Origin of the sequence: Acinetobacter genomosp. 33YU (assembly GCF_001990725.1) — a bacterium.
GTDB lineage: Bacteria > Pseudomonadota > Gammaproteobacteria > Pseudomonadales > Moraxellaceae > Acinetobacter > Acinetobacter seifertii.
The window spans coordinates 78238-92058 of record NZ_LFZQ01000010.1; the positions used below are offsets into that span (position 1 = coordinate 78238).

General features: G+C 42.8%; 11 protein-coding genes. All 11 read left to right on the forward strand.

All coding sequences use genetic code 11. The features are described 5' to 3' along the window. Positions 1-7 precede the first annotated feature (7 nt). Genes nuoC through nuoN form a run of 11 tightly spaced genes read left to right on the forward strand, consistent with a single transcriptional unit; the run spans position 8 to position 13734 of the window. Complete coding sequence (nuoC, locus tag AC056_RS13035; RefSeq protein WP_004703507.1) at positions 8-1795, forward strand: NADH-quinone oxidoreductase subunit C/D; 1788 nt, start codon at positions 8-10, stop codon at positions 1793-1795. Positions 1796-1808: 13 nt separating this feature from the next. After that, positions 1809-2318 (forward strand): NADH-quinone oxidoreductase subunit NuoE, encoded by a 510-nt coding sequence (nuoE, locus tag AC056_RS13040; RefSeq protein ID WP_003653477.1) that lies wholly within the window; start codon positions 1809-1811, stop codon positions 2316-2318. After that, positions 2315-3646: an NADH-quinone oxidoreductase subunit NuoF gene (gene nuoF / locus AC056_RS13045; RefSeq protein ID WP_004703505.1), complete on the forward strand. Its 1332-nt coding sequence runs from the start codon at positions 2315-2317 to the stop codon at positions 3644-3646. The genes nuoE and nuoF overlap by 4 nt, the downstream gene beginning before the upstream one ends. Positions 3647-3657: 11 nt before the next feature. Then, positions 3658-6342 (forward strand): NADH-quinone oxidoreductase subunit NuoG, encoded by a 2685-nt coding sequence (gene nuoG, locus AC056_RS13050; protein WP_004703501.1) that lies wholly within the window; start codon positions 3658-3660, stop codon positions 6340-6342. Between the two features lie 3 nt (positions 6343-6345). After that, the gene (gene nuoH, locus AC056_RS13055; protein WP_004703499.1) at positions 6346-7362 is read left to right on the forward strand and encodes an NADH-quinone oxidoreductase subunit NuoH; all 1017 of its coding nucleotides are present in this window, start codon (positions 6346-6348) and stop codon (positions 7360-7362) included. A gap of 18 nt (positions 7363-7380) precedes the next feature. Next, on the forward strand, positions 7381-7923 hold the full coding sequence (gene nuoI, locus AC056_RS13060) for an NADH-quinone oxidoreductase subunit NuoI (protein ID WP_004703498.1): 543 nt from the start codon (positions 7381-7383) through the stop codon (positions 7921-7923). Further along, a complete protein-coding gene (nuoJ, locus tag AC056_RS13065; protein ID WP_014205902.1) occupies positions 7923-8441 on the forward strand; it encodes an NADH-quinone oxidoreductase subunit J in 519 nt (172 codons plus the stop codon). Before nuoI ends, nuoJ begins: the two co-directional genes overlap by 1 nt. Next, positions 8441-8749, forward strand: coding sequence for an NADH-quinone oxidoreductase subunit NuoK (nuoK, locus tag AC056_RS13070; RefSeq protein ID WP_000529822.1), 309 nt, complete (start codon positions 8441-8443; stop codon positions 8747-8749). Before nuoJ ends, nuoK begins: the two co-directional genes overlap by 1 nt. Next, a complete protein-coding gene (gene nuoL, locus AC056_RS13075) occupies positions 8746-10635 on the forward strand; it encodes an NADH-quinone oxidoreductase subunit L (RefSeq protein WP_077163846.1) in 1890 nt (629 codons plus the stop codon). The genes nuoK and nuoL overlap by 4 nt, the downstream gene beginning before the upstream one ends. Before the next feature lies 1 nt (position 10636). Beyond that, positions 10637-12235 (forward strand): NADH-quinone oxidoreductase subunit M, encoded by a 1599-nt coding sequence (nuoM, locus tag AC056_RS13080; protein WP_039251650.1) that lies wholly within the window; start codon positions 10637-10639, stop codon positions 12233-12235. Between the two features lie 2 nt (positions 12236-12237). Continuing rightward, a complete protein-coding gene (gene nuoN, locus AC056_RS13085) occupies positions 12238-13734 on the forward strand; it encodes an NADH-quinone oxidoreductase subunit NuoN (protein WP_019457079.1) in 1497 nt (498 codons plus the stop codon). The last annotated feature ends 87 nt before the right edge of the window (positions 13735-13821 follow it).

Below are 13821 nucleotides of genomic sequence, written 5' to 3' on the forward strand. Positions count from 1 at the left end.
CAAGCCAATGGCTGAAACTGACATTGCTATGCCAGAGTCAACACCAGTTGATTCACGCCCAGCATTTGCAATCGTAGAAGAGCTCAAAACCAAATTTGGTGAGAACTTCTATGTGCAGGCGACTTTTGAAGAGTTTCCAACAGTCTGGGTTGAGCGCGCACGCGTGCAAGAAGTCCTCATGTTCCTGCGTAAAGTGGAACGTCCTTATGTAATGCTGTTTGACTTATCAGCGATGGATGAGCGTTTACGTCAACATCGTGATGGTTTACCAGCATCTGACTTCACTGTGTTCTATCATTTATTATCGCTTGAGCGTAATAGTGACATTCGTATCAAGGTTGCCTTGAACGAAAATGATCTTAACCTCCCGACAGCGACAAATATCTGGCCAAATGCCAACTGGTATGAACGTGAAGCTTACGATATGTTCGGTATCAATTTCGAAGGGCATCCAATGCTCCGTCGTATTTTGTTGCCAACTTATTGGGAAGGTCACCCGCTTCGTAAAGAATATTCAGCACGTGCGACAGAATATACGCCGTACATGCAAGACAAAGCGAAGCAAGATTTCGAACAGGAACACTTACGCTTTGTACCTGAAGATTGGGGTCTTAAGCGTGGTAACGCTGACGAAGACTTCATGTTCTTGAACTTGGGTCCTAACCATCCATCTGCGCACGGTGCGTTCCGTGTTGTATTGCAGTTAGATGGCGAAGAAGTGAAGGACTGTGTACCTGATATCGGTTATCACCACCGTGGTGTGGAAAAGATGGCTGAACGTCAAACATGGCATTCTTTCATTCCTTATACTGACCGTGTTGACTACTTAGGTGGTTGTGCTCAAAACATGCCGTATGTCATGGCTGTAGAGCAAATGGCAGGTATTAAAGTTCCTGAACGTGCGCAAGTGATTCGTGTCATGTTGAACGAATTGTTCCGTATTAATAACCACTTGTTATTCTGTGGTACGGCAATTCAGGATGCCGGTGGTATGACACCAGTATTCTATATGTTCGCAGACCGTCAAAAAGTTTACGACATTGTTGAGGCAATCACGGGTTACCGTATGCACCCAGCATGGTTCCGTATTGGTGGTACAGCACACGACCTTCCAAACAACTGGCAAAAACTTGTTAAAGAATTGCTAGAGTGGATGCCTAAACGTTTGAACGAATACTACACGGCTGCACTTAAAAACTCTGTGTTTATTGGTCGTACACGTAATGTTGCTCAATACGATGCAAAATCTGCGCTTGCATGGGGTGTAACTGGTACTGGTTTACGTGCAACAGGTATTGATTTCGACGTACGTAAATATCGTCCATACAGTGGCTATGAAAACTTTGATTTTGATGTGCCAGTTGAGTATGAAGGCGATGCATACGCTCGTGTACTTGTTCACTTCCGTGAAATTACTGAGTCACTCAAAATTATCAAACAGTGTTTGGATAACATGCCTTCTGGTCCATATAAAGCGGATCACCCATTGGCTGTTCCACCACCAAAAGATAAGACATTACAAGACATTGAAACCTTGATTACGCACTTCTTGAGCGTGTCATGGGGTCCTGTTATGCCTGCTGGTGAATCATCATTCATGACCGAAGTTGTGAAAGGTGCAAGTACTTATTACTTGACTTCAGATAAAGCGACCATGAGTTATCGTACTCGTATTCGTACACCGACGTTTACTCACTTACAGCAAATGCCTTCAGTGATTAACGGAAGTTTAGTATCTGACTTAATCATTTATCTGGCGACCATTGACGTGGTTATGGCTGACGTGGATCGCTAAGAGGTAACACATAATGATGATTTTGACTGATAAAAAACCACGTGTGAATGTTGAAGGAATTTTGACTGCGGAAGAAATTCACGACATCGAACATCACATTGGTCACTATCCGTACCCACGTGCAGCCTCTTTGGATGCTTTGAAGTGCGTACAGCGCCGTAATGGTTGGGTAGATGACGCTCAAATGAATGCCATCGCACAGTTGTTGTCGATGAGTGTTGCTGATTTGGAAGGTGTTGCAACATTTTACAACCGTATCTATCGCCATCCGGTAGGTCGTCATGTAATTTTGCTTTGTGACTCAATTGCTTGCTTCTTAATGGGTGCTGAAACACTTGCTGAAGCATTCCAACGTGAATTGGGTATTCAGTATGGTCAGACGACACCAGATGGTCGTTTTACACTGCTACCAATTTGCTGCCTAGGCAACTGTGACAAAGGCCCAACGTTAATGATTGATGAAGATACTCACGGTTTAGTGGAAGTGACATCAATCAAACAGTTATTGGAGAAGTATGTATGAATACCGAACCAAAACCAATTTATGGCGACGGTAATCCGGAAACTCATCCACTGACTTGGCGTTTAAGCAAACAAGAAGCAGTACGTAGCGCTGACGATTACGAAGCACTTGAAGGTTATGCAGGCTTTAAAAAAGCATTAGGTATGAAACCTGCTGAAGTGTTAGATGTCATTAAAGCTGCAACTGTAAAAGGTCGTGGTGGTGCAGGCTTCCCAGCAGGGATCAAATGGTCTCTTATGGCACCAAATGATGGTGGCCCACGTTACTTAATCTGTAACGCCGATGAGATGGAACCGGGTACCTTTAAAGACCGTTTGTTGATGGAAAAACTTCCTCACCAATTGATCGAAGGTATGTTGATTGCAGGTTATACCTTAGAAGCAACTCAAGGTTATATCTTTATTCGTGGCGAATACATCGAGGCTGCACAATACCTAAATGAAGCGCTTGAGCAAATTCGCGCTAAAGGTTACTTAGGTGACAACATTTTAGGTTCTGGCTGGAACTTCGAGTTACACGTGCATACAGGTGCAGGTCGTTATATCTGCGGTGAAGAAACTGCATTGATTAACTCACTTGAAGGCCGCCGTGCTAACCCACGTACGAAACCACCATTCCCGCAAGTTGCTGGTGCATGGGGTCGTCCTACGATTGTGAACAACGTTGAAACTTATAACAACTTGCCAGCAATCATGCTTCGTGGTCCAGAGTGGTATATCGGTTTATCAGCTGGTAAATCAAAAGATCCAGGCACTAAGATTTATGGTGCGTCAGGTAAAGTTAAATTCCCTGGTCTTTGGGAACTTCCATTTGGTACGACTGCTCGTGAAGTAATTGAAGATCATGCCGGCGGTATGCGTGAAGGCTTAAAGCTTAAAGCATGGTTACCAGGTGGTGCGTCTACTGACTTTTTACCTGCAGATACTATTGATTTACCAATGGATGCAGACACTATTATGAAAGCAGGTTCTCGTTTGGGAACATGTTTGTTGATGGTGGTAGATGAAACTCAATGTATGGTATCGCTCACTCGTAACTTAGAAGAGTTCTTTGCGCGCGAATCATGCGGTTTCTGTACACCATGCCGTGATGGTTTGCCATGGGCTGTTAAAGCGCTTAAAGCACTTGAGACAGGTGAAGGTAAGAAAGAAGACATCGATCATTTACAAGAGTTAACTCGTAAATTGTGGATTGGTAAAACTTTCTGTGCCCACGCACCAGGTGCGATGGAGCCGCTTATGGGCGCACTCAAACATTTCCGTGGTGAGTTTGAAGCGAAAGTGACGAATCGTCCTGTCGTGCAAACCAGCAACGTAGAACAAGCTTAAGGAATTCGACTATGGCTACAATTCATGTCGATGGAAAATCGTATGAAGTCAACGGCTCGGAAAACTTGCTACAAGCATGTTTGAGTCTGGGCATCGACATCCCATATTTTTGTTGGCATCCATCCTTAGGTTCGGTTGGTTCTTGCCGTCAATGTGCCGTAACTCAGTATGCAAATCCTGAAGATACGCGCGGACGTCTTGTGATGTCATGCATGACGCCAGCATCTGACAATACCTATATCTCGATTGAAGACAAAGAAGCTACGGATTTCCGTGCGTCTATTGTTGAATTCTTAATGACGAATCACCCACACGACTGTCCAGTATGTGAAGAGGGTGGTCACTGTCATTTACAAGATATGACTGTAATGACAGGTCACGACCGTCGTCGTTATCGTTTTACAAAACGTACACACTACAATCAAGAACTCGGCTCATTCATCGCTCATGAAATGAACCGTTGTATTGCTTGTTACCGTTGTGTTCGTTACTACAAAGACTATGCTGGCGGTACGGACTTTGGTGTATATGCCAATGCGTCACGCGTTTACTTTGGTCGCCCAGAATCAGGTACTTTAGAGTCTGAATTCTCAGGTAACTTGACTGAAGTATGTCCAACAGGTGTATTTACCGATAAGACTCACTCAGAACGCTATAACCGTAAATGGGATATGCAATATGCACCAAGCGTGTGTCATGGCTGTTCTTCGGGTTGTAACATTTCTCCGGGTGAGCGTTATGGTGAAATCCGTCGTGTAGAAAACCGCTTCAATGGTTCGGTTAACCAATATTTCCTTTGTGACAAAGGTCGTTTTGGCACAGGTTATGTCAACCGTGCAGATCGTCCGCGTCAACCTCAATTCCGCAATGGTGAAACAGTAGCAACTGTTTCAGTTGACCAAGCTTTAGATCAGGCAATTGCGAAACTTGAAGGTAAGAAAGTTTTAGGTATTGGTTCACCACGTGCAAGTTTAGAATCAAACTACGCATTACGTGAACTTGTAGGTCAGGCAAACTATTCAACAGGTGTTGCACAAAAAGAGCAAAATCTTGTTGAGCTTGCAGCTTCAATCATGCAAACAGAGGGTATTTACAACCCGAACATGCGTGAAATTGAAGGCTATGATGCAGTATTAATTTTGGGTGAAGATTTAACTCAAACTGCACCTCGTATGGCATTGTCTGTTCGCCAAGCTGCGAAAAACAAAGCTCGCGAAATGGCTGCAAAAACACGTACGCCAGATTGGTTGGCTGAGCCTGTACAACGTATTGGTCAGGAAGCGAAGTCTCCGATCTATATCTTGGCTGCAACTCAAACTCGTCTTGCTGATGTTGCGACTGGTGAAGTGGTTGCATCGCCAAATGACATCGCGCGTTTAGGTTTTGCAGTTGCTGCAGCAGTTAAAGGTGAAGTTGTAAGTGGTTTAGATGACGATGCAAAAGCATTTGCACAAACTATTGCCGATACTTTAAAAGCAGCAAACAAACCGTTAATTATTGCGGGTACGAGCTTGCAAGATGCTTCAATTATGGAAGCTGCGGCAGAGTTAACGCAAAACCTTGGTTCAAAAGCTGGTTTAAGCCTTGTTGTTCCTGAAGTGAACTCTATGGGCTTGGCATTGTTTGGCGGTTTAAGCCTTGAACAAGCATTTGCTCAAGACTACGACACACTTGTTATTGTTGAAAATGACTTGTTCCGTCGCTTACCGGCTGCTCAAGTTAAAGCAGCACTTGATAAAGCTGAAACAGTAATCGTGCTTGATCACAGTGAAACAGAAACTGTGAAACAGGCGGATATTGTACTTTCAGCATCAAGCTTTGCTGAAGGTGATGGTACTGTTGTAAGCCAAGAAGGTCGTGCACAGCGCTTCTACCAAGTTTACGATCCAAGCTACTACAAGCCTGAATACGCGATTAAAGAATCTTGGCGTTGGTTGCATGCCATTGAAACTGGTCTTAAAGGTAAGCCAGTTGATTGGACATTGCTTGATGACGTTATCGAAACTATCGTTAAAAATGTTCCTGTGCTTGAAGCAATTCAAGACGTTGCACCAGATGCAGGCTACCGTGTACATGGTTTGAAAATTGCGCGTGAACCACGTCGTTATTCTGGTCGTACAGCAATTCGTGCACCTTTATCGGTTCATGAACCTAAACAGCCAACAGATCCAGACTCAGCATTAACATTCTCTATGGAAGGTTATGTTGGTCCACAAAATGCATCTTCACTTGTACCATTTGCGTGGGCTCCGGGTTGGAACTCTCCACAATCTTGGAACAAATACCAAGATGAAGTGGGCGGTCACTTAAAAGGTGGTGATTCGGGCGTTCGTTTATTCGATCGTTTAGCAAAACGTCCAGCACGTAGCTATGTTGCTCCAACTGCTGTAGTTGCAAACCCTGAAAGCTTCCGTCTTGTACCAATGCACCACATCTTTGGTTCTGGTGAATTCACGATTAAAACACCTGCAATGGAAACTCGTATTCCAGAAGCTATGTTTGCAGTTGGTGAGCAAGATGCAACGCGTTTGAATTTGCAAGAAGGCCAACGTATTACAGTTAAAGCAGGCGAAACTACAGTGAGTTTGCCTGTACAAGTAATTGAATACTTACCTACAGGTTATATCGGTTACCCAGTTGGTTTAGCACCAACAGTATCGTTAGCTGAGCCTGTTTCAGTGGCTTTAGGAGTGTAATTCATGAATCAAGAAATTATACGTCAAACGCCACTTTGGGCTGAGAACTGGCCAATTGCTTATGCAGTTGTTCAAGCAGTTGTGATTTTGCTTGTTGTTGTTCTTGTTGCTGCGTTGATGTCTTTTATTGAGCGTCGTTTACTTGCTTGGTGGCAAGACCGTTATGGTCCAAACCGTGTTGGTCCTGGTGGTATGTTCCAGATCGTTGCCGACATGCTCAAGATCATGTTCAAAGAAGACTGGACACCAAAATTTGCTGATAAATTAACTTTCCGTTTAGCTCCAGCAGTTGCGATGGCAACTGCGGTGCTTTCGTTCATGGTTATCCCGGTGAGTCCTTCACTGGGTGTTGCCGACATGAGCATTGGTTTGTTGTTCTTTATGGCAATGGCTGGTATTGCAGTCTATGCAGTTTTATTTGGTGGCTGGGCTTCAAATAACAAATACTCATTGCTTGGTGGCTTACGTTCAGCTGCTCAAACCATTTCTTATGAAGTGTTCTTGGGTATCTCGTTAATGGGTGTGGTTGCAATTGCAGGTTCATTCAACCTTCGTGAAATTGTTGAAGCACAACGCGATGTTTGGTTCGTTATTCCACAATTCTTAGGTTTCTTGATTTTTGTGGTTGCTGGTGTTGCGGTAACTCACCGTCATCCATTTGACCAACCAGAAGCAGAACAAGAATTGGCTGAAGGTTACCATGTTGAATATGGCGGTATGAAATGGGGTATGTTCTTCGTTGCTGAATATGTCAACGTTGTACTTATCTCTGCATTAATCGTGACTTTATTCTTTGGTGGCTGGTTAGCGCCATTCAATTTAGAAATTCCATTTGTTCCACCAGTATTCTGGTTTGTGATTAAAACAGCATTCTTTGTAATGATGTTTGTATTGGCACGTGGTTCTTTAATGCGTCCACGTTATGACCAAGTCATGAACTTTGGTTGGAAAATTTGTTTGCCATTGGCGTTGGTCAACTTGTTAGTGACTGGTGCTGTGATTCTGATGAATCAGGCCTAGGACAGCAGGGAGTACAAAATGTATAAATTTCTAGCTGGATTCGGATCAATTGTACGTTCGTTGTTTATGGTATTTAGCCATGCAACGCGTAAACGTGACACGATTTTATATCCAGAAGTACCGGCTGAACAAATTGTGCCGCCACGCTTTCGTGGTCGTATCGTATTAACGCGTGACCCAGATGGGGAAGAACGTTGTGTGGCATGTAACCTTTGTGCGGTTGCATGTCCAGTTGGCTGTATTTCACTACAAAAAGCAGAAAAAGAAGATGGGCGTTGGTATCCGGAGTTTTTCCGTATCAACTTCTCTCGTTGTATTTTCTGCGGTATGTGTGAAGAAGCATGTCCAACGACAGCGATTCAAATGACTCCAGATTTCGAGTTAGGCGAATACGTACGTCAAGACCTTGTATATGAGAAAGAAAACTTACTCATTTCAGGTCCAGGTAAATACCCAGACTACAACTTCTACCGTGTAACTGGTATGGCTGTTAGCGGTAAAGAGAAAGGTCAAGCACAAAAAGAAAGTGCACCAATCGATGTACGGAGTCTATTACCATGATGTGGCCGTTTTACTTGATGGCGCTCGTGGCCATCGTTTCTACGGTTCGTGTAGTTACTAACACGAACCCTGTACATGCATTGCTTAGTCTGATTGTTTCATTACTTGCAGTTGCTGGTATTTTCATGATCGTAGGTGCGCCGTTTGCTGGCGCCCTCGAAATCATTGTTTATGCTGGTGCAATTATGGTCTTGTTCGTATTCGTGGTGATGATGCTTAACTTAGGGCAACACACTGTAGAACAAGAGCGTAAATGGCTTTCTTCAGATGCTTGGGCATATCCAGCACTCATGAGCTTTTTACTTGGCTTACTTTTAGTTTGGATGCTTGGGGGTGAATATACAACCATCTCTGCACCACTTGGAGCACAAGTAATTGGACCAAAAGTTGTTGGTCAAGCGCTCTTTACTCACTACTTATTATTGGTTGAAGTTGCCGCGATGTTATTGCTAGCAGCACTTGTTGCAGCATATCACTTAGGTAAACGTGAACCAGGTGCAGAAGAGGAAAAAGAATAATGGGCCAGATCCCTTTAGAACATGGTTTGATTGTTGCAACCATTCTTTTTGCACTCGGTTTTTACGGTGTAATGGTGCGACGCAACCTACTATTTATGTTAATGAGCCTTGAAATCATGATGAATGCTGCTGCGTTAGCATTCGTTCTTGCGGGTAGCGTATGGGCACAACCAGATGGACAAGTGATGTTCATTCTGATTTTAACCCTTGCTGCGGCAGAGGCGTGTATCGGTCTTGCGATTGTCCTTCAGTTCTATCATCGCTTCCATCATTTGGATGTGGATGCTGCTAGTGAGATGCGCGGATGAGTTATTTATATCTAACAGTATTATTTCCGCTAATCGGTTTTATTTTATTGGCGGCAGGGCGTGATAAGCTCTCTGAAAATGTTGCAGCAATTATTGGTGTGGGTTCTGTAGGTTTATCTGCATTATTTGCATTGATTGCTGGTATGGCATTTACCAACAGCGGCCAACAGGTTTTTGTTCAAAACCTTTGGACATGGTTCAATGTTGGTGGTTTCGCTCCTGGCATTAGCTTACATTTAGATGGCTTATCTTTACTTATGATGGGCATGATCACTGGTGTTGGTTTCCTAATCCACATCTTTGCATCATGGTACATGCGTGGTGAAGAAGGTTATGCGCGTTTCTTTTCTTATTTCAACCTATTCGTTGCAAGCATGCTTGTACTTGTATTGGGTGACAACTTAGCGTTGTTATTCTTAGGTTGGGAAGGCGTAGGTCTTTGCTCTTACTTGCTCATCGGTTTCTATTATGCAAACCCTGCAAATGGTTGGGCAGCGATCAAAGCATTTACAGTTACCCGCGTAGGTGACGTATTCTTACTTATCGCTTTATTCTTGCTTTACCAACAATTTGGTACGCTGAATACTCAGTACATCGTTGAACACGCAGCAGAAGTAATGACGAAGAGTTCGTCACTTACCATCTGGACTGCTTTAATGTTGTTCTTGGGTGCTGCTGGTAAATCTGCTCAAATTCCATTGCAAACATGGTTGGCAGATGCGATGGCAGGTCCAACACCTGTTTCTGCATTAATCCACGCAGCAACAATGGTAACGGCTGGTGTGTACTTATGCTGCCGTTTATTCAGCGTATTTGAGCTTGCACCTGAAGTGATGCAATTCATTTCGGTAACAGGTGCTGTAACTTTATTAGTTGCAGGCTTTGCTGCTCTTGTGCAAACAGACATCAAACGTATTTTGGCTTACTCAACAATGAGTCAGCTTGGTTATATGTTTATGGCTGTTGGTGCAGAAGCTTACCAAGCTGGCTTGTTCCACATGTTGGCTCACGCATTCTTCAAAGCATTATTATTCTTGTCTTCTGGTGCAGTTATTCTTGCTTACCATCACGAACAAAATATTTTCAAAATGGGCGGTTTGTTCTACAAAAACAAATTCCTATTTGCATGTTTCGCGATTGGTGGCGGTGCATTAGCAGCGATTCCATTCTTAACAATCGGCTTCTTCTCAAAAGATGCGATTCTTGGTGAAGTTTGGGTACAAGGTCAATCAGTTGCTCTATACCACACCTTATATTGGGCTGGTGTAGCGGGTGCGTTCCTGACTTCAATCTATACTTTCCGTTTAATTTGGGTTGTATTCTTCGGTAAAGAAAATACACATTACCATGAGATTAAAGGTGCAACTTACTGGGCGCCATTAGGTATCTTGGCTGTATTGTCTACTTTTGTGGGCGCTGCACTAAAAGGTCCTGTAGCTGGTATTTTAAATACAGCGAAAATTCCTGAATTCCACGTTGCTGAACAGTTTGTAGAAGGCATGCATGGAGCAGAGCATTTAGCTGTAGGTATCGCGCTTGTTGGTTTAGCGGTTGGTATTGGTTTGTTTGCATTTGCTTACGGTGCAGTGAAATCGTTTGCTCAAACAAGTCTTGGTGCTGGCTTAGCTCATATCTGTCGTACTGCATTTGGTTTCGATGCGTTGTATGACATCGTTTTTGTTAAACCTTATTTATTCTTCGCCAAACTATTTGGTCGTGATCCAATTGATAGCTTGTGGCTTGTGCTTCCTGCGCTTGTTAAAGGCGGAAACAGTTTTACAAGCTCACGTCAAACAGGTTCATTGCGTGAATACGCATCAAGCATGTCACTCGGTGTAGTGGTGTTATTGATGATCTTGATCGTTATTCAGGTAGTGGGGAAATAAAATGGAAAACAATTTAATTTTACCCGCGCTGATCCTTGTTCCGTTCATTGCAGGTTTTGCTTGTTGGTTAGTCGATAAACTCGACAAAACTTTGCCACGCTGGATTGCCTTAATTGGTATGCTCATTACTTTGGGCTTAGGTCTTGCACTTTGGCAAAGTGGTACTTATACATACGAGTTGGGCTCAAAAGTCCCAACTTGGTCAGCTGAGTTCTATTTACCGTGGATTAAATCTCTCGGTATTGGCATTCACTTAGCAGTGGATGGCTTGTCTTTACTCATGGTGTTGTTAACAGCTTTATTGGGTGTACTTGCTGTTGGTTGTTCATGGGGCGAGATTCAAAAGAACGTTGGTTTCTTCCACTTAAACTTATTATGGAGTTTAGGTGGCGTTATTGGCGTGTTCTTGGCAATTGATTTGTTCCTATTCTTCTTCTTCTGGGAGATGATGCTTGTACCAATCTACTTCTTGATTGCGTTATGGGGTCATAAAGGTTCAAACGGCCGTTCACGTGTTTACGCTGCAACTAAGTTCTTCTTATATACGCAAATCGCTGGTTTAGTGATGTTAATCGGTATCCTTGGCCTTGTGGTCTATGGCTACATGATGACTGGTATGATCGGTTTTGATTACAACTATTTATTAGCTGTAGCGAATCGTTTACCTGCTGGCTTCGCGTATGGTTTCATGATCTGCTTCTTTATTGGTTTTGCAGTGAAGTTACCAGTTTTCCCATTGCACGGCTGGTTACCAGATGCGCATGCTCAAGCTCCTACAGCGGGTTCTGTAGACTTGGCTGGTATCTTGATTAAGACAGCAGCGTACGGTTTGCTCCGTTTTGTAATTCCATTCTTCCCAGCAGCTTCTGCACAGTTTGCAGATATTGCGATTATTTTCGGTTTGATTGGTATTTTCTACGGCGCTTGGTGTGCTTACCAGCAAACTGACATGAAACGTTTACTTGCGTATACGTCGATTTCACACATGGGCTTCATTTTACTTGCAATCTATGCAGGTAATATTTTGACATTCCAAGGTCTAATGATCATGATGTTAGCACATGGTTTGTCATCTGCTGCATTGTTCATTATGTCTGGTCAAATCTACGAGCGCTTGCATACACGTGATTTGCGTTTGATGGGTGGTCTTCGTGGTCAACTCCAATACTTACCATTCTTCTTAATGTTCTTCGTAGCTGCTCTTGTTGGTGTGCCAGGTTTAGGTAACTTTATTGGTGAATTCCTGATTTTGATGGGTTCATTTAATAAATATCCTGCCTTCACGATTCTTGCTTCTATCAGCCTTGTATTTGCAGGTTTATATGGCTTGATCTTGATTCACCGTGCTTTATTTGGTGAGCCAAACCCTGAACAAAAGCAACACTACACTAGTCCATTAAAAGACTTATCTGCTCGTGAAGTTGTTATTTTGATGATTTGTGCGATTGGTCTCGTTTGGCTTGGTATCTTCCCACAAACATTCTTGGATGTATCTCATTCAAGTATGCAGTGGTTGGTCAATAGTTATGTGCCAGTACAAGAAGTCGTTGAAACTGTTCAGCAAACAGCTACTCAACTTGACCATGTGGAGATCCAATAATCATGAACTTCACAGTATCATTCTCTACGATTATGCCATTAGCGCCTGTGATGATTGTTGCGTTGACAACAGTCGTCGTCATGTTGCTTATTTCAATTAAGCGTAACCATAATTTAATCGCAACAACTTCTGTTGTCGGTTTAAACCTTGCTGCACTTTATATCTTGCTAGAACTATTTGGCGGTAAATTTGTACCGGCAAATGTTATGGGCATGTTTATGGTTGATCCATTTACTTTGTTCTATCAGTTCATGATTTTAGTTGCATCATTGGCTTGTTGTACTCTGTCTCATGCTTATATAGAGACTTATAAAGACAACCGTGAAGAACTCTATCTTTTGTTGCTTGCTTCTGTAGCAGGTGCAATGTTGATGGTTGCAAGTTCTCACTATGCATCTTTCTTCATTAGCCTTGAGTTAATGTCGATTCCTGTATACGGCTTACTTGCGTATACATATCAACGTAGCCAATCGCTTGAAGCGGGTATTAAGTACCTTGTACTTTCTGCAACAGCTTCTGCAATGTTGTTGATGGGTATGGCGTATATCTACGCTTACACTGGTTCGCTTTCATTCTATGATTCTGTTCAAGCTTTATTTGGCGCAATCAAACAGCCAATGGTGTTATTAGGTTTAGCACTTATTATCTTTGCTGTTGCATTCAAATTATCGCTTGCACCGTTCCACAAATGGACACCAGACGTATATGCGGGCGCTCCAGCTCCAATGGCAACTTTCTTAGCTACTGCTGCTAAGGTTGCAACTATTGGTTTGTTCGTACGTTATTTGCTAGCTTCTGGCGCAATCATGGTGAACTCGCTAGTGACTGTTTTGACAATCATTGCTGTATTGTCAATTTTAGTCGGTAACTTGCTTGCTGTACGTCAAGTGAACTTAAAACGTATTTTGGGTTATTCATCTATTGCTCACTTTGGTTATTTGTTAATTGCTTTAATTAGCATGACATATGCGAGCTTAGGTAGCGTAACTGTGTATGTGGTGACTTATGTATTAACCACTATTGGTGCCTTTGGTGCGGTAGCGTTAATGTCTAGCCCATATAACAACGTAGATGAAGCTCAAAGCCTTGCAGACTACCGTGGTTTATTCTGGCGCCGTCCAGTACTTACAGCAACATTAACAGTCATGATGTTATCTTTGGCTGGTATTCCATTAACAGCAGGCTTCATTGGTAAGTTCTTGGTTGTTATGGCTGCTGTAACGACTCAACACTGGTTCTTAGCTGCAATGATTATTGTGGGTAGTGGTATTGGTTTGTATTACTACTTACGTGTGATGGTTGTGATGTATATGACTCCACCTGAAACTCCTCGTATTGATGCTGATGCACATTGGGGACAAAAAGTGGGTGGTTTGATGGTATTAGCTGCTGCTGCATTAGTGATTATTTTGGGTGTATATCCAGATCCAATGATTAATTTGGCATTAAAAGCAGAAATTTTATCTCCATTACATTTCATGCTTTCGCAACAACAATAATTCTTGTGTACAAAAAAGCCTCCAAATATGGAGGCTTTTTTTTATTGATAGTTAAAAAAAGATTATAATAAATACGTTTTTATATTT

Excerpts from the sequence above, each read along its gene's own strand:
- nuoK (WP_000529822.1), top strand. The coding sequence starts at position 8,441 with ATGGGCCAGATCCCTTTAGAACATGGTTTGATTGTTGCAACCATTCTT.
- nuoI (WP_004703498.1), top strand. The coding sequence starts at position 7,381 with ATGTATAAATTTCTAGCTGGATTCGGATCAATTGTACGTTCGTTGTTT.
- nuoC (WP_004703507.1), top strand. The coding sequence starts at position 8 with ATGGCTGAAACTGACATTGCTATGCCAGAGTCAACACCAGTTGATTCA.
- nuoG (WP_004703501.1), top strand. The coding sequence starts at position 3,658 with ATGGCTACAATTCATGTCGATGGAAAATCGTATGAAGTCAACGGCTCG.
- nuoN (WP_019457079.1), top strand. The coding sequence starts at position 12,238 with ATGAACTTCACAGTATCATTCTCTACGATTATGCCATTAGCGCCTGTG.
- nuoF (WP_004703505.1), top strand. The coding sequence starts at position 2,315 with ATGAATACCGAACCAAAACCAATTTATGGCGACGGTAATCCGGAAACT.
- nuoM (WP_039251650.1), top strand. The coding sequence starts at position 10,637 with ATGGAAAACAATTTAATTTTACCCGCGCTGATCCTTGTTCCGTTCATT.
- nuoJ (WP_014205902.1), top strand. The coding sequence starts at position 7,923 with ATGTGGCCGTTTTACTTGATGGCGCTCGTGGCCATCGTTTCTACGGTT.
- nuoL (WP_077163846.1), top strand. The coding sequence starts at position 8,746 with ATGAGTTATTTATATCTAACAGTATTATTTCCGCTAATCGGTTTTATT.
- nuoH (WP_004703499.1), top strand. The coding sequence starts at position 6,346 with ATGAATCAAGAAATTATACGTCAAACGCCACTTTGGGCTGAGAACTGG.
- nuoE (WP_003653477.1), top strand. The coding sequence starts at position 1,809 with ATGATGATTTTGACTGATAAAAAACCACGTGTGAATGTTGAAGGAATT.